The organism is Ruegeria sp. CDSC081, assembly GCF_059610485.1.
On record NZ_JBXWNS010000015.1, the window covers coordinates 1 to 18,662 of the forward strand.

Genomic DNA, 18,662 nt, shown 5'->3' on the forward strand with positions numbered 1-18,662 from the left:
AAGCTGGCCTCCATCGCAGATACCGGCTTGAATCACGATCAGCGGGCGCTGTGAATCCCTTTTGTCAACACGACCTAGTCAGAAATTCGATTCATGGTTCCGTGATCAGTTGAATCAATAAATCAGTCAGAGAATGAGGCCCTATAGTATAACGATTTTTCATAGCTCTCCCTTAAGGAGCGCAGTTGCCGTGGAAAGTCAAGCCGCTGAGGCATGAAATTTCCGTCTGACGCGAAAGATCACGAGATGCGCGCGTTCGACAGTGCCGCGCCCTCTTCAACGCGCGCTCAATGTCGTTCAACCAACCCGCTCGTCGTTGCCCAGGCACTGATCCCTCACCTCACCGCCGGGCAAACGTCGCACGATCCATCCCCAGCCGCCTAGCCGCCTCGGAACAATTCCGCCCCGCCTTCTTAAAGACCTCAACCAGTTCCGCTTCGCTTGGATGCCCCACATGAGCCGGAAACCCCAACCTGCGCCTCTGCTCCTGTATCCAATTGGCATCAACCCCATGCTTCCGCGCGATCTGGATATCGGAAACCTCTGCCTCAAAACCCTTCTTCAGCAGCGCATCAAAATCAAACCACTCAAGCGCCTCCAGCAACGCAGCCCGCCGGGCAGGGAAGGCCTCCCTCAGCTCACGCAGCCACCGTTACAATCAACTATGGAGATTACTGCCGTGAGACCGAAACAATACTTCCCGAGTTTTCACAATACTCCACTGCGCGCCTAACGATGGATTCACGCAGTGAGTCCCTTACGGCATTTTTGTTCAACAAAGTTCCAAAAGAACAAGCTAAACACCGTAATATTGGGATTCTAAAGGGAACATACATCTAATATGATTTCGAGATTCGCACCCCAATTTTGGTAGATTCTTGTCGTATGATTCATTCGTACGAACCTCTGAAACTCTGGTACCGATGACCTCGGATAAAAACTTTGCTAGTTCAGCTGCGTTTTCCAAGCGAAAGATGTGGTCTACCATCAACTCCCCGTTCGAACCCGCGGCACGCGCCTCTAGGCTAAGTGGCGAAAGGTTTTCCACCGATATCCAGCTCGGCCCGAGCTCCAACCATTCCTTTCGTATAGCAAGCTTGCCAGTACATACCCACGTTTCAAAATCAAGCGGTGCTGAAGCATCCCAGCCATTTGTGAAGGTGTATCGGCACAAAATATCTGGTTTGAAATATTTCCAATATGACCAGAGCATCTCGATTGGATCACGAACTGTAATTATGAAAGATAACTTTGAAACATCGTGCCTCCGTTCGCACAGATATTGGGCAAGAAATGGACCTGTGATATGAGGATGCAGCGATGGAAGCTGCCCGGCAGTATCAACGGCAATATCCCCAGGGGCAAGGTGAGGGTCGATCATGCGACGGAGACTAGTTGACCCACATCTTGGCTTGGACAACGCGACAAGATTCTTCGACAGCAAAGCTCTCATGATTTACCGGGAAAAATGCTACTAGGTCGATACAATTCCAGTGGCACGCCGACACTCCTAAGTTTCACGATTTTTAGGTACTCTGTAGCAATAGCAGACCGAGCAAGCAAGTTTTTGCAATGCTTTGACAATTTCACTGGCAAAGACAAATGGCATCGAGAGAAAGATAACAGAGTACCGAGTGTGTCAGCCACGCTCATCCCATCGTGGGTAACCATAGACATCAAAATCACGGGAGAAAAGTTCATTAACCAAATCTACGTGTTCCTTGGCATAAAACCGCTTCAATTTTTCGTCAGCTTTAGTTGGGCTAAATCCGACATCCGCTTGCGTTGGAAATTCGAAATCTGCACCCATTTGGTGTAAGGCGATTTTTGCGTCGTGGGCCATATTCTCGAAACGACCTAGAAAATCAATCTTAACAGTTGGATGCTGCAAAATTTCACACTGCGGTGTCCAGTGTTCATCGTTTGCATAAAACGATCCCTTCCTCTTCGCTTTAATCCATTCCAAGAACGTAAGAAAATTGACCGTATTCGGAGCGTAGATGTAATTTGCAATCCTGGCCCGGAAACCTTTTGGCCTATCGAATCTTTCAAACCTGATAACATCATCGAAAACTAAGTCGAAATAGTCTTTGCTTTTGGGTGAATCTATTCGTCTATTAATGCTATCAAACTTGTTCAAATAGGCCGAAAGTATGCGAGAATATGGATCGCGAACAAATGCTATTTTTTTGACATCTTCGTTACTCAGCACTTCGAAATCTTCTTTGACTGTTCTGTCAAGAAAGTGAAACCCCGATTTCTCTCTATTGTGCGCTATGTCCTTTCGATTAAAGTCTTCATGCCCCATTAGCCTTCGAAGAACAATTTTCCAATTCGTGCATGCAACTTTCGGCACATAGCCAAAAGCAATTTTTTTACTTTCCAAGTAAATAAAATTCTCATGGATTCTCAAGCTCATCTTTCATCCTTCCTCTTGACCCTTAACATTACATGAGCCGATTGATAGAAAAAAACTCTGATACAAATAGATCCCCACAATTTTCAGGTACCACTATTCTGACGCCTCCTCCTTCTCTGCACCCTTCGAAGGTCTACCCAATAGGAGAAACGCCAAGGTGAACACAGTGCTACATGCCACCATTTCGTGGACTCTTGTAGGATTTTGCGTTCATATTCTTTACTTCTATACCGCCTTGGTAAATAAAAGTAGATATCGCGTGAGGCGCTTGTCAAATTTAATGAATTCCTCGATACAAAACTTTCCAAACGGTCAATTTCTCTTATATTCATTTCGACTATTGACGGGTGCACATAATCCACAACGCGTGAATGTGGGCATTCTGCAAAGCAATCTTCAACTTGGGTGGACGAATTTTTTGCGAATACAACGGTGCTCTGCAGCGCATCCCAATCGCTGAAATTTTCATTCCAGATTGCGGGTCGAATAGGATCGAAAAGGTAAAAATCCTCAACCAAGAATAGAACTGCCCAAAAGCTTGGCCATGAAATCATCAAACTTTCAGTCAATTGAAATGAATTTGGTTGAGGTGAAAAAATGACAAAGTCGGCGTATTCTGTTATGGTTTCTACACTTCTCTGAGCTTCGTATAGTGAGTCTGCTGGAACTCCAGCAGTTACATGAATTACTCGATGTGCGGGCTCAAACTCGCCTTGTTGGGAAATCACTTCGTTCAGTTGATCAAATGTTGTGATCGCAACATTAGCGAAACCTGCCTTTTGGTAAGCCACAGACCAGTCAGCAGGCTTGTATCCTTCGATAATTACAACTGAAGTCATGCCGTTATTGGGGCACATCGACTTTACCTGCCCGAGGGCAATGTCTCTTACTTCTGCATCACTCATTTGGAAACCATGGCTGGAGAAAGCACTGCTCGGATTCTGAATCTGGCTGCCTTGGGAAAGTATTGCGCGCGCCTGGTTGGGTCAAAAATCCACTCCTGAAATCTCAAGCCTTTGGTCTAACGAAAAATAATTGGCCACTTCAGTGAATGAGCTCCAACCACTGCCTAACAGTATAGGGGCGCGAGCGAGCAATAGCATGTCTGCAAGACCGTAAATTAGTTGATCCTCTGACCGGCTGAAGTCGGTTCTAGGAAGCCATACCGCATTGTCAGAATATTTCGCAACGAAAGCCTCATATGCCTCAGAGTTGTCTGAAGCAAGGAAAATACGGAGGCTACTGGTGTCTATTAAGAGAGAGTCTAGTCGCTTGAAAAAGTACCCATAGTGAGATCTGCCTCGGGCCCGCCTTGCGTCTTCTTCTTCAGACTTTGTCCAATTCCCGGGAACGTCTTCGGCCTGACCTTTCGATGTACCCCCGTTCATACGGATATGAACGGAGATATCATTTGGATTCCTCACGGAATCTATAAGCTCTTGAACTGGATTGGTTGGCTTCAAGGCGCGGAGAAATTCCCGTTCTCGTTCTATCGTAGAACGATCATCTAATATTCGATATGCTGATTTCACCAAGACATCTTGTGCTTTGTTAATATTCGGTTTCGATAGAAAGGACTCTCTGATCGATTTGTCCATCAAATCCAGCTTCAGCGCGCTCTCAAAATTTTCTTTTGAATCGCTTTCAACAGCTCCATCGAATTCGAACAGGCTAGAAAAGTCACAGTCACAGTGCTCATCCCGAATCCAGCGTATGACAAGTTCGCGCGAGGTCAATTCAGCGTAGGCTGCAGCCGATCCTATTGCCCTCAAACGGTTTCCCAAACCGTGTTGAGCATCGATGATTAGCTTATGCCGAGTGTTAATGTGTTTCTGAGGCTTCGGCAGGGACACTAGGTCATCAGCGTTAGATGAAACAGACCAAATTGCTTCGCTGAGATTCAAGGTCGCAAATACATTGTCTACGGTCGGCAACGGCGCCGTAATTACCGAGGAACCCAGCCTAGTTTCCAGGGCTTGAATTGCGGCTTCTGCCCGCTCAGTTCGTGATCCAATGAGGGATGGATTTACGCCGAAAGGCTGGCTTCGCCTTACTGTCGTCATCCCACTGCCTTCTGTCAACAGATTGAAACTGGACATAGGAGTGGATGTGTCCCAAGGCGACGCCGATGTCGTGAGCATCTTGTTTAAGCATATCCAGAATGCGGGAAGAGTCTCAATCTCATCCCATGCACACAAAAACTCCTTCTGGGAAGGTGCAATACGTCCGATATCCTCATGATCGATATGGCGGATTGTTTGTGATGCTACATCTTGCCTTGGAACGCCCGATTGCGTGAGGCGTTCATAAAGATCATCGTCATCCCAACCGTACGTAACAATCCGTTCGTTGAAACCGTTGACGGCAAGTAGTTGATCTCGACCAACGGCAAAAAGCCCGTTCACATGTGATTGTCCTTCGGCTGCGGATTTCCAGTTGCCTGCAATCAAGAGTCCTTCGGCTAAATCGTTTTCTTCGAAAAATGTCGAGCTGAGCAACACATCGCTGTCTACTTTGAGAATTATTGACCTGGAGGTCGCTCGAAACCCAAGGTTGTAAGCGTGCGAAAGTATCCAACTCCCTTCGTCTTCAACTCTTACTATTCGCATCCTCGAATCTTCAATGCCGGCGTCTCTCAACGTGACAGAAACCGGATACGTAGAAGACCAATCAACTATGACAACTTCGTCGACTTCATCATGGGCTAGCCAAGTCGGAATCGTTTCAGTTAAATGTGCGTTTCTATTCATGCAGCATGTAACCAATGAAACACCCTTTTGAACGTCGCAGTTGGTCACAAATCCTTTGTTAGAAGATGCCACTCTTGGCAGTTCATTTCGTAGTTTGGGGCGCTGAAGTAGTCCGACAAAAGTCGATGCAATATCCTCTCTGGACTTAGAATTCCTTTTTGACAGTTGAGTGCGAACCATACTTTGAAAGACAGCTCTTGCGTCTGACGGTTTATCCTTTAGAGACGCCTGAAGAGTATCCAATTTTATTTTTGAAGTATTCATTTCGCTTTCCGCGCATAGTCCAACATAAATTCGCACTGAATGTCATTTATTGGTATTTTGACATTATGTAAATTTTGTAGCTGCCCCGACTGCGGATCTTGCAAACTAACCCACAACCCCGAAGCTCTTGCTGGCACCTATCGAACTCTAGCGAGCTTTACAATACACCTGCAAGACTATGTTTGGTTCTGTCAGGCTTTGTTGCATGGATCATGACTTAGGCGAGTTTACCCATTACTCCATCACTTCAGATGACGCGCTCATACATCGCACGACCGAGACCTGTCATGCGGTTGAGCGCCTTTGCCGCTACTTTCGTTTCGGCGATTTGACGGCCAAAATCACGCGCTTGCAGGCCATCACCTATAACCTGTTTCCATCTGCCGATTTGAGCTTCAACCTGTGATCGCTGGTTGATCCCGGTTCGATGTATGCCGTCCTGGCGCCGACAGCGGCAATCCAGTCCCGAACGGCCCGTGCAACAAACTCAGGGCCGTTGTCTGAACGGATATAGGAAGGTGTGCCTCGCAGGATGAACAAGGCGGTGGTTGATCGGTTTGCGTCCGTTCGGGGCACGGACTGCAAGGATGAACCGTTCAAAAAACGCCCACTCCTCGTCCGACATTAGGTTTCTTGCCAAGCTGGCCTCCATCGCAGATACCGGCTTGAATCACGATCAGCGGGCGCTGTGAATCCCTTTTGTCAACACGACCTAAGTCGTTGATTTCTTTGGGCAGGTCCACTCCTGCACGGCTCACCACTTTTTACATAACACCAAGGCGTTACGCAGGATCAGATTGAAGCGAACGTATAGCCACACCGCATGTGCGATGATCTGCCGAGGAGAGCCGTGGCGATTGTAGCTGATCGGCGATGGCTTCTTCGATGTCACCTTCGTCCAATTACGGGTGTGAGAATCCAAATGGCAAGTTGACGGGACAAAACCCTTCGAACTGCAGAAATCACTCTACGTTCGAGGGTTTGCGATTTCTGCCGACCTCTGAAAGTAAATGGTGCCTCAAGAGGGACTCGAACCCCCGACCTTGTCCTTACGAAGGACCTGCTCTACCAGCTGAGCTATTGAGGCAAGCGAGGCTCGTTTAAACCCTCATGCGGGTGCTTGCAAGCGGTGAAACCCCGGGTTTTCTGACCTCAGAAACACCTGTTTCCGCATTTCGTTATCACCGCTCATAGAGGGTCCGGTTCGCACTGGAGAACGTAACCGGGTTGACTTCAACCGTATAATTCCATAATTCATGAAATATGGATATTAAAGCAACAGAACAACTGGCGACTTTGGGTCACCCGCAACGGCTTTCAGTGTTTCGCATGTTGATGCGGCGCTTTCCTGACGCTGTCCCGGCCGGAGAGCTTGCCTTGGGGCTGGGGATAAAGCCCAACACATTATCGAACTATCTGAACGCGTTGCGACAGGCGGGGCTAGTCCGGCAGAATCGGTCTGGTACCTCTTTGCTCTACTCGATCGAGATGCAGAATGTGCAGCAGATGCTGGATTACCTACTGAACGATTGCTGCCGCGGACGCCCCGAAATCTGTATCCCGTCAGGCTGGGAAAGCGACAGATCAGCGGACCGAAAATATAACGTTCTTTTCCTGTGCGTCGGCAATTCCGCCCGTTCGATATTTGCTGAATCTATCCTTCGCGCGCTGGCGGGTGAGCGTTTCAACGCATATTCTGCGGGAACGCAGCCTTCATCCGGGCTCAACCCTATAGCGGTGCAGGTCCTTAAGGACAAAGGGCATGATGTTTCGGCTCTGCGCTCGAAACATATGTCAGAATTTGCCACCTCTGACGTGCCCGAGATGGATTTTGTCTTTACCGTCTGCAATCAGGCCGCGAATGAGGAATGCCCGGCATGGGATGGCCAGCCGATCAGCGGTCACTGGGGTGTGGTCGACCCGGTCATGGCGACAGGCACGAAGGCTGAAAAAAGCCTGGCCTTCCAGAACGCCTATGGTTCGCTCAGGCGCAGGATCGAGGCCTTTACCTCGCTGCCGGTCGAAAGCCTCGACCGGATCGCGTTGCAATCTGCTGTCGACGATATTGCCAGAACATCTGACGAGGACATGACATGACAACCTACGCCGTGAATGGCCTTGGCCGGATGGGCAAGCTGGCCCTGAAACCACTATTGGAGAAAGGCGCAAAGATTGCCTGGATCAACGACGGGATCGGTGATCCAGAAATGCACGCGCATTTGCTGGAATTCGACACGGTTCATGGCCGCTGGGAAGCAGATTTTGACTATGACAAAGACAGCGTCGCCATAGAGGGTATGCGCTTGCCGTTTGTCGGTACCCGCGACCTGAACGCGCTGCCACTGGACGGGGTCGACGTGGTGATTGACTGCACCGGCGCCTTCAAAACCGAGACCAAGCTGGCGCCATATTTTGATGCAGGCGTCAGGAAGGTTGTCGTCTCGGCACCGGTCAAGGATGGCCCGACCGCCAATATCGTGATGGGCGTGAACGAAGGTACATATGATCCGAGCGCGCATCACATCGTGACGGCTGCGTCCTGCACCACCAACTGCCTGGCGCCGGTGGTCAAGGTGATCCACGAAAATCTGGGCATTCGGCACGGGTCGATGACCACGATCCATGATGTGACGAATACGCAGACCATCGTGGACCGACCCGCCAAAGACCTGCGCCGCGCGCGCTCGGCCCTGAATTCGCTGATCCCAACCACCACCGGCTCGGCCACGGCAATCACCCTGATCTACCCCGAGCTGACAGGCCGGTTGAACGGCCACGCGGTCCGGGTGCCGTTGCTGAATGCCTCGCTGACCGATTGCGTGTTCGAAGTGGAGCGGGAAACAACCATCGAAGAGGTCAACGCGTTTTTCAAAGAAGCCGCCGATGGAGATTTGAAGGGTATTCTGGGCTATGAGACCCGCCCTCTGGTCTCGACAGACTATACCAATGACCAGCGCTCCTCGATCATCGATGCCCCGTCGACCATGGTGGTGAACGGCACCCAGGTAAAGATCTACGCCTGGTATGACAATGAGATGGGATACGCGCACCGTCTGGTCGACGTCGCGCTCATGGTCGGAGCCGCGCTGTGACCCAGAAGCCCGAAGGGTTGTCCGCCTATATCGCGGTCACGGCAGCCTATTGGGCATTCATGCTGACCGACGGCGCGCTTCGTATGCTGGTGCTGCTGCATTTTCATACGATGGGCTTCTCGCCGGTCCAGCTGGCCTATCTGTTTGTTCTGTATGAAATTGCCGGTATCGGCACCAATCTGGCGGCGGGCTGGATTGCGGCTCGGTTCGGGTTGACCTCGACGCTCTATGCGGGGCTTGGCCTGCAGGTGGGGGCGTTGCTGCTGCTGACTCAACTAGACCCTAATTGGGCCATTCCAGCTAAAGTGGCCTTTGTCATGATCGTTCAGGGTGCCAGCGGCGTGGCCAAGGATCTGGCCAAGATGTCTTCGAAATCCGCCGTGAAACTGCTGGCCCCGACCGAGGATGGCGGCCTGTTTCGCTGGGTTGCCCTGCTGACCGGGTCCAAGAACGCGGTCAAAGGGCTGGGCTTTTTGCTGGGTGGAGGTCTGCTGGCCACGTTTGGCTTTAACTGGGCGGTGCTGGCCATGGCTATGGTGCTGGGCGTCATCATGATCGCGGTCGTTCTATTCATGCCGCCGGGCCTGCCCAAAGGGCGTAAGGGCGCAAAATTCTCTGAGGTTTTTTCGAAATCCCCCAATATCAACTGGCTGTGCTTGTCCCGCATGTTTCTGTTTGGCGCGCGCGATGTGTGGTTTGTGGTCGGGATTCCGATCTATTTCTATGCGGTATTGTCCGACGGGTCCGAAACCGGGAACCGAGCGGCCTTTTTCATGATCGGGACATTCATGGCGGCCTGGATCATCCTATACGGCGCAGTTCAGGCCAGCGCCCCGAAGATCCTGCGCGCCTCTGACCGGTCCGAGCCCCAATTGATCCGCGCCGCGCGCGATTGGGCCGTAGCCCTGTTCTGCGTGCCTGCCGCCCTGACCGTCGCTGTGGCCTTATCCTCGGGGCCCGCCACTTGGCTGACCATTACGCTGGTGATCGGCTTGCTGATCTTTGGAGTGATCTTTGCCGTGAACTCCTCGCTGCACTCCTATCTGATCCTGTCCTTTTCTCAGGCCGAGCGGGTCACGATGGATGTCGGTTTCTATTACATGGCCAACGCGGCCGGCCGATTGCTGGGCACAGTGCTGTCTGGCCTCACTTACCAGATCGGTGGTTTGGCAATGGTTCTGGGAACAGCCGCAACAATGGTCGCTCTGTCCGCGATGGCCTCGGACAGGATGCAGGACCGTTTGGCGGTGGGTTAGCATTCTCACCAAGCTTGCTCGCGAATGCGGCATGGACTTCACAATTTTTGCGGATGAATTCTGTGACGGGACAAGTGGAATTAGCCCCTACATGTTACGCTATCCGGTAGAAACGCTTTGTTGGCGATGCCGCTGGGCATTTCAGCGGATCCAATTTGTTGTTTCAAAATCTCAGTGGCACACTCGGGAAGCGCGCAAAGCCACGCGTTCGAAAGCTCACTGAAGCAAAAGACTGTTTTGATTGGTACCCAAGCAATAAGGCTTGCAGTGGTTCGTGGCCGACCGCTCAGTCTTAACAATCCGATATCACTGCCCAGAGGCATTTGACCTGGAAAGCCACCACTCGAGTTGCATGAGGTCCGAGCATCAGCATTCCTTGGTCGGGTAGAAGTTAATGTCACACCACCGTGGCTATTCTGCAGCGTTCGGAACCGTCGCTTCTGCGTACATTCCCTTCACACGATCCTTTGTTGGATCGAAATGCGGGAATGGCACGATCTTGGCTTTCAACCGCTTTTGTTGGCCGTCCAGCTGCCCGATTTCGATGTCCGCTCCAACGATGGCATGGGTAACCGAAACCCGACCCAAAGCGATGACCTTGCCGAGGATGGGTGATTTCATCGCGCTGGTAATCTCTCCGACCTGCGCTTTCCCAACGCGCACGCAGTCACCGGGTGAGGGGACCGTACCCCCTTCGATCTCAAATCCAACCAGTTTGCGGTGTGGGTGGAACTTGCGCTCCTCTATTGCCGCCCGCCCGATGAAGTCGTCGGTCTTTGATTTCAGCGGCACAGTAAAGCCGATGCCGGCCTCGAACGGATCGGTCTGATCGTCGAATTCTGACCCGGCAAAGATCAGACCGCCCTCAATCCGCAACATGTCCAATGCGGCCAGGCCCAGAGGCGCAATGCCATACTCTTGGCCCACCTCCCAGACACGATCAAAGATTTCGACGGCATCCTTGGGATGGCAGAAGATTTCATACCCAAGCTCTCCGGAATAGCCGGTCCGAGAAATTACAACAGAAGTCCCCTGCACATCACCAACCCGCGCGACCGAAAGCCGGAACCACGGCAGTTCGTCGATCGTTGGTTGCTGAGGCGGTGTCCAGAATATCTTGGAAAGTATGTTGCGGCTATGCCGCCCCTGAACTGCAATGTTGTGCAACTGGTCCGTAGAGTTGCGCACCCAGACATTCATATTGCGTTTGAGCGCCTGTTCCTGCAGCCACAACCCGCTGGTGTCATTCCCACCGATCCAGCGGAAGTTCGTCTCACCCAACCGGTAGACGGTGCCATCGTCGATCATACCGCCGTGCTCATAGCACATGGCGGTATAAACGACCTGACCAACGCTCAGTTTTTTCATGTTGCGGGTCACGCAAAGCTGCATCAGTTCTTCGGCGTCAGGTCCCACGACTTCGTATTTGCGCAGCGGGCTGAGGTCCATGACAGCAACCTTGTCCCGGCAAGCCCAATATTCGGCAATCGCGCCATGATTGGTCATCGTGTTGGGCAGCCAATAGCCATTGTATTCGACGAAATCACGGGTGTGCCGTGCAAAGCAGTCGTGAAATGCTGTTTTCTTAGTTTCTTCCACATCCGCCTCCGCAGATTTTCTATAGCCATAGGACCGCTTGAATTCCTCGGTCGCCTTATAGGTTCGCACTTGAATGTCTGTTGGATTCCAGCCATTTGCCGGGTCGATATCGCAGGGACAGCCCGTGCTGACGCAAACCAGATCGGTCAGGGCGCGCAGCAGGACGAAGTCACCGGGTCGCGACCACGGATCGTCCATGCCAATGGCGTTGGTGTCATCCAGCATCGTGTTGAAAAAGAAGTTGATCGCTGGCCAGCCACCGCGCGGCTTGATGCCATATTGGTCCAGATCCTTGTTGATATTGTCCGAACAATTCACATGGCCGGGATAGCCAAGGTCTTCATAATATCGCGCCGTACAGGCCAGACCGAACGTGTCATGGCGCCCACAGGTATCTTGAACGATTTCGATCAGAGGCTCTTGATCTACTGACCAGTACTTTGAGAAAATCCCGGGTTGAGGATACAAGCTGCCCATCAGGCTGCGTGTTGTTGTCGGGTCGATTTCACGCTCGATCCCCTGATCCAGTGCGCGGCGGCTGAAGGCCTGAAAATCGGAACACTCTCGGCCACGATTATCGACGATCTGGATGAATTCACCGGCCTTCACTTCATATGAGTGCGCATTTCCCGGCTGAATATTGAAATCCTTAAGCGGATCGGCCAGCGGATCGGGTGGTCCGACATCGGGCTTTTCCAATCCGGGCGCTGAGCGCTGGATGTACAAGATGATATCCGTAGGAGGGTTGTTGTCCTCGGGGCGCATAGCCTTGCCTGGTGCAGCGACAATCAAAAGACCATCGCTTTCTGCCACGAAATGCACCATGTCGCCGGGGAGTGACCCGTCAGCGAATGCCCGGATTGCGTCGCCTTTTCCGATGTCGAAGCCCGCGATTTCCAATGCACGCAGAACTTTTTTGCCAGATGCTGATCCATTTGCGAGGGTTGCGATCAAACCTTCGGGCCGTCCATGCCCCTGTGTGCCCAGCATGGCTGCATCGGAGCTTCGGTCAGGGGAAAAGAAGACCATCTCAGCCGGTTGCATCCCATCGCGATCCAGCAGCGTGATGGTATCGCCCTTGGACACCGGTACCGCGCGCGACCCCATTCCGGGGATCGGGTGGCGTTCCGTTCCATGCGGCAGGATCGGAAGGCCGGGGGCCAGAACCCCGCTGCGTTCGAATGGAACTTCGAAGACCGGCTTCACATTCATAGTGTGTTTTCCTGAATGGCTTCGGTTGCACCGCGATGGGTGACCACCAAGAGGCATCCCGCCTCGGTTCGCGAATAGTGGCTGAACCCGGCAGCAAGGCTGACAAAATCGCCGCTGCGATATCGAAACCCGTCGTGGTCGGTCAGATCGCCCTCAAGCACAAAGAACTCTTCCGGCCCGTAATGGACATGAGGGTTCGAACGTGTGCCTGGCGCCATCTTCATCAGATAGCTGCCTTGTCCGGTTGCCTCATCGAAACTGACATTCTTCCACCAGACCTGCGCATCGGGCAGGCCGTCCATCCGCATCCGGACAAATCCGGGGTCATCGAAGCGGATAACGGTGCGTGCGCTCTGCTGTTGGGCCATCTTAGTCGAGCCCCAACCGCTTTTTGCGCTGATCAGCCCAACTGCTAATCGCCATGTCGAAGGTAAGCGCCATCAGCGAGACATTCATGCCGAGCACAAAGTTCTTGCCCAGTTCGGTACCTGCCAGAGTTCGTTGAAGTTCCTGCCCCAGGTCCTGCGTTCCAATGAAGGCCGCGATAATGACCATGAAGAAGGCGAACATGATGGCTTGATTAAACCCGACCGCCATAGTTGGCAGCGCCAGAGGGAACTGAACCGACATGAGCTTTTGCCGGCGGGTCGAGCCGGACATATCTGCTGCCTCGGTCATTTCCGGCGGCACGTTGCTGAGGCCAATAATAGTGTACCGGATCAGCGGGACGGCGGCGAAGATCAGAATCGAGAACACAACCGCGACATCATTGACCCCGAACAACATGATCGCAGGGATCAAGTAAATGAAGCTGGGGAAGGTTTGCGCAGTGTCGCAAGCCAGCAAAATGCTCTTGGACCAACGCGCGGACCGCGCAGCGACAACGCCCAGGGGGATACCGATCATGGTTGCCAGCGCAACGGCCGAAATCACGGTATACAAAGTAATAACCGACCGATCCCACCAGCCCGAGAACGCGACAATCGTAAAGAAGACTGCTGCGTAGATGCCCGGCTTTCGGCCACCAACCCAATAAGCAAAGGAAACAACCAGCAGGATGAACGCGGGAGTTGGAATGGCGAGTAGCGTATTCCGGAATGGAATCAGAACCTTGACGTTCAGAAACCAGCGTAACCATTCGGTTGTCCCTTTGATCATGTCGATGGCCAGGAACGACTTGATAACCACGTCGATTTCTTTGCCCTGGCTGAGATGCTGCTTGCGGCCAATTTCGGCCAGGATCGGGAAGACCTGAGACAGCAGAGTGAACCCAACAAACAGACCCAGTGCGACCAGCGAAATCTGGTGGCGCTTCCACCACGGGGTGCCGCGTTCGAAGTGCACTGGCTGTTTGACGACCCAGGCCTTTGACATCCGATCCAACGTGACAGCCAGAAGGACGATGGTTACGCCAATCTCGAAAGAACGGCCCAGCTTGAAACTACCCATCATCGCCAGCAGTTTCGCGCCAAGACCGGGCATTCCGATAAAGGCGGTCAGAACAACCATCGCAAGACACAACATGATCACCTGATTGACGCCGACCAGAACCTCGGTCCGCGCGGCTGGAACGTAGACGTGGCGCAACATCTGCCATTTGGTACATCCAGACATCTGGCCTGCTTCGATCACTTCGGGGCTGACTTTTTTCAAGCCCAGAGTGGTCATCAGGATCATCGGCGGGATGGCAAAAGTAATTGTTGCGACGGCCCCAGCTGTCGGTCCGACCTTAAAAAAGATCACTGCTGGCAAGAGATACGTAAAGAAGGGCAGGGTTTGCAGCACGGACAGCATGGGTTTCAGCATCCGCTCGAACCAGCTGTATTTCCAGGCGGCGATGCCTAGTATCAAGCCCAAAAGAAACGCCAGCGGTGCGGCAACCACGATGACAGACATCGTCTGCATGGCGATCTTCCACTGCCCGATCGCGGCCGTCCAGATGAAGGTTCCCGCGCCTAATGCGGCCAGACGCCAACCACCTACGGCGTAGCCGACGACGGCTGCCACTGCGGCGATTGCGGACCATGGGATCGGACCTAGATTGGGCCAACGGCGCTTGCCTTCCAGAAGGTTCGCTGACGTATCCAGCAGGAACTCGAGCGGACCTTCGGCGATAAATCGTGTGACATAGATCAGGCCAAGATCATTTTGGATAAAGTAGAAGACTGCATCCAGAACCTGCGCCGTCGGCGGAATCGCGGCTTCGGGGATGCGGTTTAGCCATTCGGGCAGAACTCCGGCAGCTTTGGCAACGATCAGCACGAAGGCGGCGGCCAGCAGTGTAGTCAGGACTCTGGCTTTTCCCCACGTCCCGTCTGAAGTGTCCGGTACTTCGGTGGACAGCGCCGCCATCATTCAGCTCCAAGCAGAACATTCAATGCGGCGTCACGTTCCAGAACACCGGTGACAACGCCTTTGTCATCCGCCACCGGCAAAAGAATGCGGTTGTCGTTGACAAGAACCCGCGCCAGTTCGTGAATGGTTGATCCACCATTGATTGGTGCGCCCTCCAAGGCATGACCGTTCACAGGTTTTGCCAGGCCTTTGGCATGTACGACCCGGGCCTTGTCGACATCTTCGGTAAACTTGGCCACGTACTCGGTGGCAGGGTTCATCACAATCTTGTCGGGGGTGTCACATTGTTCGACCGCGCCGTTGCGCATGATTGCAATCCGGTCTGCCAGACGTAGCGCTTCGTCAAAATCATGCGTGATGAAAACGATGGTTTTGCCCAGCATCTCTTGCAATCGCAGGAATTCATCCTGCATTTCGCGGCGGATCAGTGGATCAAGCGCCGAGAATGGCTCGTCCAGAAACCAGATATCGGGTTCAATGGCGAGCGACCGGGCGATTCCCACTCTTTGCTGTTGGCCGCCGCTCAATTCCCGTGGGAAGTATTCTTCCCGACCTTCAAGGCCCACCAACTTGATGACTTCCAGCGCGCGTTCGCGCCGATCATGACGATCTTGTCCGCGCATTTCCAACGGAAAGGCCACGTTGTCCAAAACCGTGCGATGTGGCAGCAGTCCGAAAGACTGAAACACCATGCCCATCTTGTTTCGGCGCAATTCAATCAGATCGCGCTCGCTCAGGCTCATGATGTCCTGACCTTCAACCTCAATCGTTCCGCCTGTAATGTCGTGCAGGCGCGAAAAGCAACGTACCAGCGTCGACTTGCCTGATCCTGACAGGCCCATAATGACCAGCATCTCGCCACGAGCGACCTCAATCGAGACGTCCTTGACACCGGCGATGTACCCATCCGCGCGGATCTCATCGAAACTGCGGCCAGCGGCCAGAGATTTCAGATAGCTCTCTGGCGAGGGCCCAAACAGTTTCCAGACGTTTTTGGCTGAGATGACAGGCGCTGAGGCGGACATGGCTGCCTTTCTTTCGTGTTGAGCGCGGCCTTGCATCGCTGAGATGTTCAAGGCCGCGCCAGTTTCGGTGGATGCAACCGGATTATGTACTGCAGGCACTGATCCAAGGATCAATGACGGCGCGGTTGGCGTCCAGCCATTCTTCGGCTGCCTCTTCCGGTTCAAGCTCATCAGTATCGACCAGCTTCGCCATCTCAGCAATCTGCGGGTTGGTGAAAGATATCTCGGTCAGGGCGCAATACGCGGCAGGCCATTTGTCTTTCATACCATCCCAGGCTGCCTTTTTCAGGTAACCTTTGGCGGGGTTGCCGCAATCATACAACGCATTCGGGTTAGGACCCTTGGCTGGGTCTTTGTCGCATCCGTCTTCCCATGCTGGGAACTCAACGAACTCACCAGGCCAGACGGCTTCGGCAAAGTTTGGCGTCCAGTTAAAAACCAGTACCGGCGTTTTGTCGGCCTCAGCCGCGCCAATCTCGGCCCAAAGGGCTGCGGCGGAACCCGCATTGATCACGGTAAAGTTCAGATCAAGTGCTTCGGCGCGTTCTTTACCATGCTTCAACCAGTCAACTGGACCATCCAGATACCGACCCTTGTCGCCGGTTTCGGCTGTCGCGAACAGGTGTGCGCAGTCGTTCAATGCATTCCAATCTGGCAGGCCCGGGCAGGATTCCTTGGTCCACATGGGATACCACCAATCCTCACGTGTAACGGCGTCATGATCGCCTGCGTCATGCAGGCCACCTTTTTCCAATGCCGCCCTGTAGGACGCGCCAAACGCGCCTTCCCAGACTTCCATCTCCAACGCCACATCGCCCAGGCGCACCGATTCATAGACCGCCTGGCTGTCGGTGGTGACGTATTCGACGTTGTTGCCCATCTCTTCAAAGATCAGGCCGACAACGTTCGACATCACGATCTGGCTGGACCAATTGTGAATTGGGATCACGATCGGGTCGCTGCTGTCTTCTGCAGTCGCCCCTGTTCCCGCTACTGCTGCCAAAGTTGCAGCAGAAAGGAGGTTTGTAAGTTTCATGTTTGCTCCCTGAGTGATGTTCATTTTTAGGTTGTGGACTCTTCCGGCCCCGAATTTGTGCATTCTGCGCAGAATCGCCCCAGACGCAGAACAGAAATTTGAGGGTCTTTGACCATAAATTCTTGAGGCTAACACGACTTTTTGCTATCTTAACAATTAGTTGCCTGATCGATTGCCAGCAGATGAGGCCAAATGTTTTTCGATCGCTATAACGTCCAGTTCGGGAATCCGCTCTGAAATGCCAAAGAAAACTTCAGTCACAGGGAAAGTCCTTCCGCCGCTCGACTATTTGTTGGCGTTTGAAGCTGCCGCAAAGGCGCAGAGCTTTGCGCAGGCCAGTAAGGTTCTGAACATCTCTGAAACGGCGATCAGCCGCAAAGTGCGGTTGCTAGAGCAACACTATGATGTGCCGTTGTTTGTGCGAGGGCACCGTTCTGTTTCGCTTACCCAACAAGGGGCCATCCTGCTGGCAACCGTGGAGAAGTCGCTGGACCTGATGCGGGATGTCAGCCGGGATATGCTGGCCAAACATCAGGCCAACACGGTATCGATCTCCGCCACCAACTCTGTTGCTTCTCTTTGGCTGATGCCGCAACTTCGCAAGTTCAACAAATCAAATGGCCGCATCCGTATTTCGCTGGTCTCTTCTGACAGCGACGCAGAGTGCCTGTCGGATTCGATGGACTTGACGATCCTGCGTGGAGATGGCGATTGGCCGGGATACGAGGCACAGCTTTTGTTCGGAGAAACCGTATTTCCGGTCTGCAGCCCAGAGTATCTCAAGAGCAACCCCAAAGCGGCAGATATATCTGCGCTGCCGGAACTGGACCTTATTGAAGTGGCCAGTGGCCATGCAGAGTGGATGACATGGCGCACTTGGTTCAGTGGCAATGGGGTATCGACGTCCTCGATGGAACAGGCAGTGGAGTTCAATACCTATCCGTTGTCAGTGCAAGCAGCTGTCGATGGACTGGGAATTGCATTGGGTTGGGCCCATCTTGTTGATCCTTTGCTTGAAAGCGGCACTTTGGTCAGACCGGTTCTGGGCGCATCAGTGCGAACACAGTCCGGATACTACCTGTTAAAAAGGCCTCTTCACAAAGCTTTCCCAGAGCAGCGCATCGTTGAAGATTGGTTGCTTGGTCTCAGCGCGGGTCGGAAAAGATACGCCTGATCGCTGTGGCCAGCCTCTGTTTCCTAATGATGAATCGAGTAGCACTTTCAGGGAGTGTTAAACTCGTATATTGACCCTAGGGAATAAATATTTACTTTAAAGAAAAATATATGCGAATCTGGCTCGGCTCTTTGCCGTTCTGGTTGGAATACTATTGGCCTATTTTATGCAGGGAGACCGAAACCCAATGAGCTATAAATCTGACATCGAAATTGCGCGTGAGGCGAAGAAGAAGCCGATTCAGGAGATTGGTGCGAAGATCGGCATCGAATCTGCTGATCTTCTGCCCTATGGCCATGACAAGGCAAAGGTGAGCCAGGACTTCATCAATTCGGTTCAGGGCCGTGAGGACGGCAAGCTGATTCTGGTGACGGCGATCAACCCGACGCCTGCGGGTGAGGGCAAGACGACGACGACTGTGGGTCTGGGTGACGGTCTGAACCGGATCGGCAAGAACGCGATGATCTGTATCCGTGAGGC

17 protein-coding genes, 1 tRNA gene and 3 pseudogenes are annotated in these 18,662 nt (G+C 52.9%); 6 read left to right on the plus strand and 15 right to left on the minus strand.

Annotated features, from left to right (window positions below):
• Positions 1 to 340: 340 nt before the first annotated feature.
• The 5 genes from AC2FH9_RS19640 to AC2FH9_RS19660 form a co-directional block, all read right to left on the minus strand.
• Entirely contained in the window at positions 341 to 604 is a 264-nt protein-coding gene (locus tag AC2FH9_RS19640) for a hypothetical protein (protein WP_496751120.1), read from the minus strand.
• A 192-nt stretch (positions 605 to 796) separates the two neighbouring features.
• Positions 797 to 1,453: a hypothetical protein gene (locus tag AC2FH9_RS19645; protein ID WP_496872691.1), complete on the minus strand. Its 657-nt coding sequence runs from the start codon at positions 1,451 to 1,453 to the stop codon at positions 797 to 799.
• A 186-nt stretch (positions 1,454 to 1,639) separates the two neighbouring features.
• On the minus strand, positions 1,640 to 2,419 hold the full coding sequence (locus tag AC2FH9_RS19650; protein WP_496699561.1) for a sulfotransferase family protein: 780 nt from the start codon (positions 2,417 to 2,419) through the stop codon (positions 1,640 to 1,642).
• 83 nt (positions 2,420 to 2,502) lie between these two features.
• On the minus strand, positions 2,503 to 3,324 hold the full coding sequence (locus AC2FH9_RS19655; RefSeq protein ID WP_496872694.1) for a hypothetical protein: 822 nt from the start codon (positions 3,322 to 3,324) through the stop codon (positions 2,503 to 2,505).
• Positions 3,325 to 3,405: 81 nt separating this feature from the next.
• On the minus strand, positions 3,406 to 5,433 hold the full coding sequence (locus AC2FH9_RS19660) for a galactosyltransferase-related protein (protein ID WP_496699564.1): 2,028 nt from the start codon (positions 5,431 to 5,433) through the stop codon (positions 3,406 to 3,408).
• Positions 5,434 to 5,638: 205 nt separating this feature from the next.
• Here AC2FH9_RS19660 and AC2FH9_RS19665 point away from each other — a divergent pair, with 205 nt between their 5' ends.
• A complete protein-coding gene (locus AC2FH9_RS19665) occupies positions 5,639 to 5,839 on the plus strand; it encodes a hypothetical protein (protein ID WP_496699577.1) in 201 nt (66 codons plus the stop codon).
• An 8-nt stretch (positions 5,840 to 5,847) separates the two neighbouring features.
• Here the strand turns inward: AC2FH9_RS19665 and AC2FH9_RS19670 are convergent.
• The 5 genes and pseudogenes from AC2FH9_RS19670 to AC2FH9_RS19690 all read right to left on the minus strand — a co-directional run.
• Positions 5,848 to 5,973: pseudogene (locus AC2FH9_RS19670) on the minus strand (IS3 family transposase); the annotation flags it as partial.
• Positions 5,969 to 6,085: pseudogene (locus AC2FH9_RS19675) on the minus strand (IS5/IS1182 family transposase); the annotation flags it as partial. The pseudogenes AC2FH9_RS19670 and AC2FH9_RS19675, both read right to left, overlap by 5 nt.
• Positions 6,030 to 6,176: a hypothetical protein gene (locus AC2FH9_RS19680; protein WP_496872708.1), complete on the minus strand. Its 147-nt coding sequence runs from the start codon at positions 6,174 to 6,176 to the stop codon at positions 6,030 to 6,032. The gene AC2FH9_RS19680 and the pseudogene AC2FH9_RS19675, both read right to left, overlap by 56 nt.
• A 41-nt stretch (positions 6,177 to 6,217) precedes the next feature.
• Positions 6,218 to 6,301: pseudogene (locus tag AC2FH9_RS19685) on the minus strand (IS6 family transposase); the annotation flags it as partial.
• A 143-nt stretch (positions 6,302 to 6,444) separates the two neighbouring features.
• Positions 6,445 to 6,520 (minus strand) — tRNA-Thr (locus AC2FH9_RS19690).
• A gap of 176 nt (positions 6,521 to 6,696) precedes the next feature.
• Between AC2FH9_RS19690 and AC2FH9_RS19695 the strand changes: the two genes are divergently transcribed.
• From AC2FH9_RS19695 to arsJ, 3 genes are read left to right on the plus strand one after another with little or no spacing between them, the layout of a single operon-like run.
• Positions 6,697 to 7,530 (plus strand): arsenate reductase/protein-tyrosine-phosphatase family protein, encoded by an 834-nt coding sequence (locus tag AC2FH9_RS19695; RefSeq protein ID WP_496699566.1) that lies wholly within the window; start codon positions 6,697 to 6,699, stop codon positions 7,528 to 7,530.
• Entirely contained in the window at positions 7,527 to 8,525 is a 999-nt protein-coding gene (locus AC2FH9_RS19700) for an ArsJ-associated glyceraldehyde-3-phosphate dehydrogenase (protein ID WP_496699568.1), read from the plus strand. The genes AC2FH9_RS19695 and AC2FH9_RS19700 overlap by 4 nt, the downstream gene beginning before the upstream one ends.
• Positions 8,522 to 9,781: an organoarsenical effux MFS transporter ArsJ gene (gene arsJ, locus AC2FH9_RS19705; protein ID WP_496872697.1), complete on the plus strand. Its 1,260-nt coding sequence runs from the start codon at positions 8,522 to 8,524 to the stop codon at positions 9,779 to 9,781. The genes AC2FH9_RS19700 and arsJ overlap by 4 nt, the downstream gene beginning before the upstream one ends.
• 411 nt (positions 9,782 to 10,192) lie before the next feature.
• Here arsJ and AC2FH9_RS19710 read toward each other — a convergent pair whose 3' ends face one another.
• The 5 genes from AC2FH9_RS19710 to AC2FH9_RS19730 all read right to left on the minus strand — a co-directional run bounded on the left by AC2FH9_RS19710 (position 10,193) and on the right by AC2FH9_RS19730 (position 17,008).
• Positions 10,193 to 12,592 (minus strand): trimethylamine N-oxide demethylase, encoded by a 2,400-nt coding sequence (locus AC2FH9_RS19710; protein WP_496872698.1) that lies wholly within the window; start codon positions 12,590 to 12,592, stop codon positions 10,193 to 10,195.
• On the minus strand, positions 12,589 to 12,960 hold the full coding sequence (locus AC2FH9_RS19715) for a cupin domain-containing protein (protein WP_496872700.1): 372 nt from the start codon (positions 12,958 to 12,960) through the stop codon (positions 12,589 to 12,591). The genes AC2FH9_RS19710 and AC2FH9_RS19715 overlap by 4 nt, the downstream gene beginning before the upstream one ends.
• 1 nt (position 12,961) lies before the next feature.
• Complete coding sequence (locus tag AC2FH9_RS19720) at positions 12,962 to 14,944, minus strand: ABC transporter permease (RefSeq protein ID WP_496872706.1); 1,983 nt, start codon at positions 14,942 to 14,944, stop codon at positions 12,962 to 12,964.
• Positions 14,944 to 15,972 (minus strand): quaternary amine ABC transporter ATP-binding protein, encoded by a 1,029-nt coding sequence (locus AC2FH9_RS19725; RefSeq protein WP_496872702.1) that lies wholly within the window; start codon positions 15,970 to 15,972, stop codon positions 14,944 to 14,946. Before AC2FH9_RS19725 ends, AC2FH9_RS19720 begins: the two co-directional genes overlap by 1 nt.
• 82 nt (positions 15,973 to 16,054) lie before the next feature.
• Positions 16,055 to 17,008 (minus strand): ABC transporter substrate-binding protein, encoded by a 954-nt coding sequence (locus tag AC2FH9_RS19730; protein WP_496872703.1) that lies wholly within the window; start codon positions 17,006 to 17,008, stop codon positions 16,055 to 16,057.
• Positions 17,009 to 17,246: 238 nt separating this feature from the next.
• Here AC2FH9_RS19730 and AC2FH9_RS19735 point away from each other — a divergent pair, with 238 nt between their 5' ends.
• A complete protein-coding gene (locus tag AC2FH9_RS19735; protein ID WP_496694612.1) occupies positions 17,247 to 18,182 on the plus strand; it encodes a LysR substrate-binding domain-containing protein in 936 nt (311 codons plus the stop codon).
• Between the two features lie 187 nt (positions 18,183 to 18,369).
• The coding region (locus tag AC2FH9_RS19740) for a formate--tetrahydrofolate ligase (protein ID WP_496872704.1) at positions 18,370 to 18,662 on the plus strand (293 nt) is incomplete at its 3' end.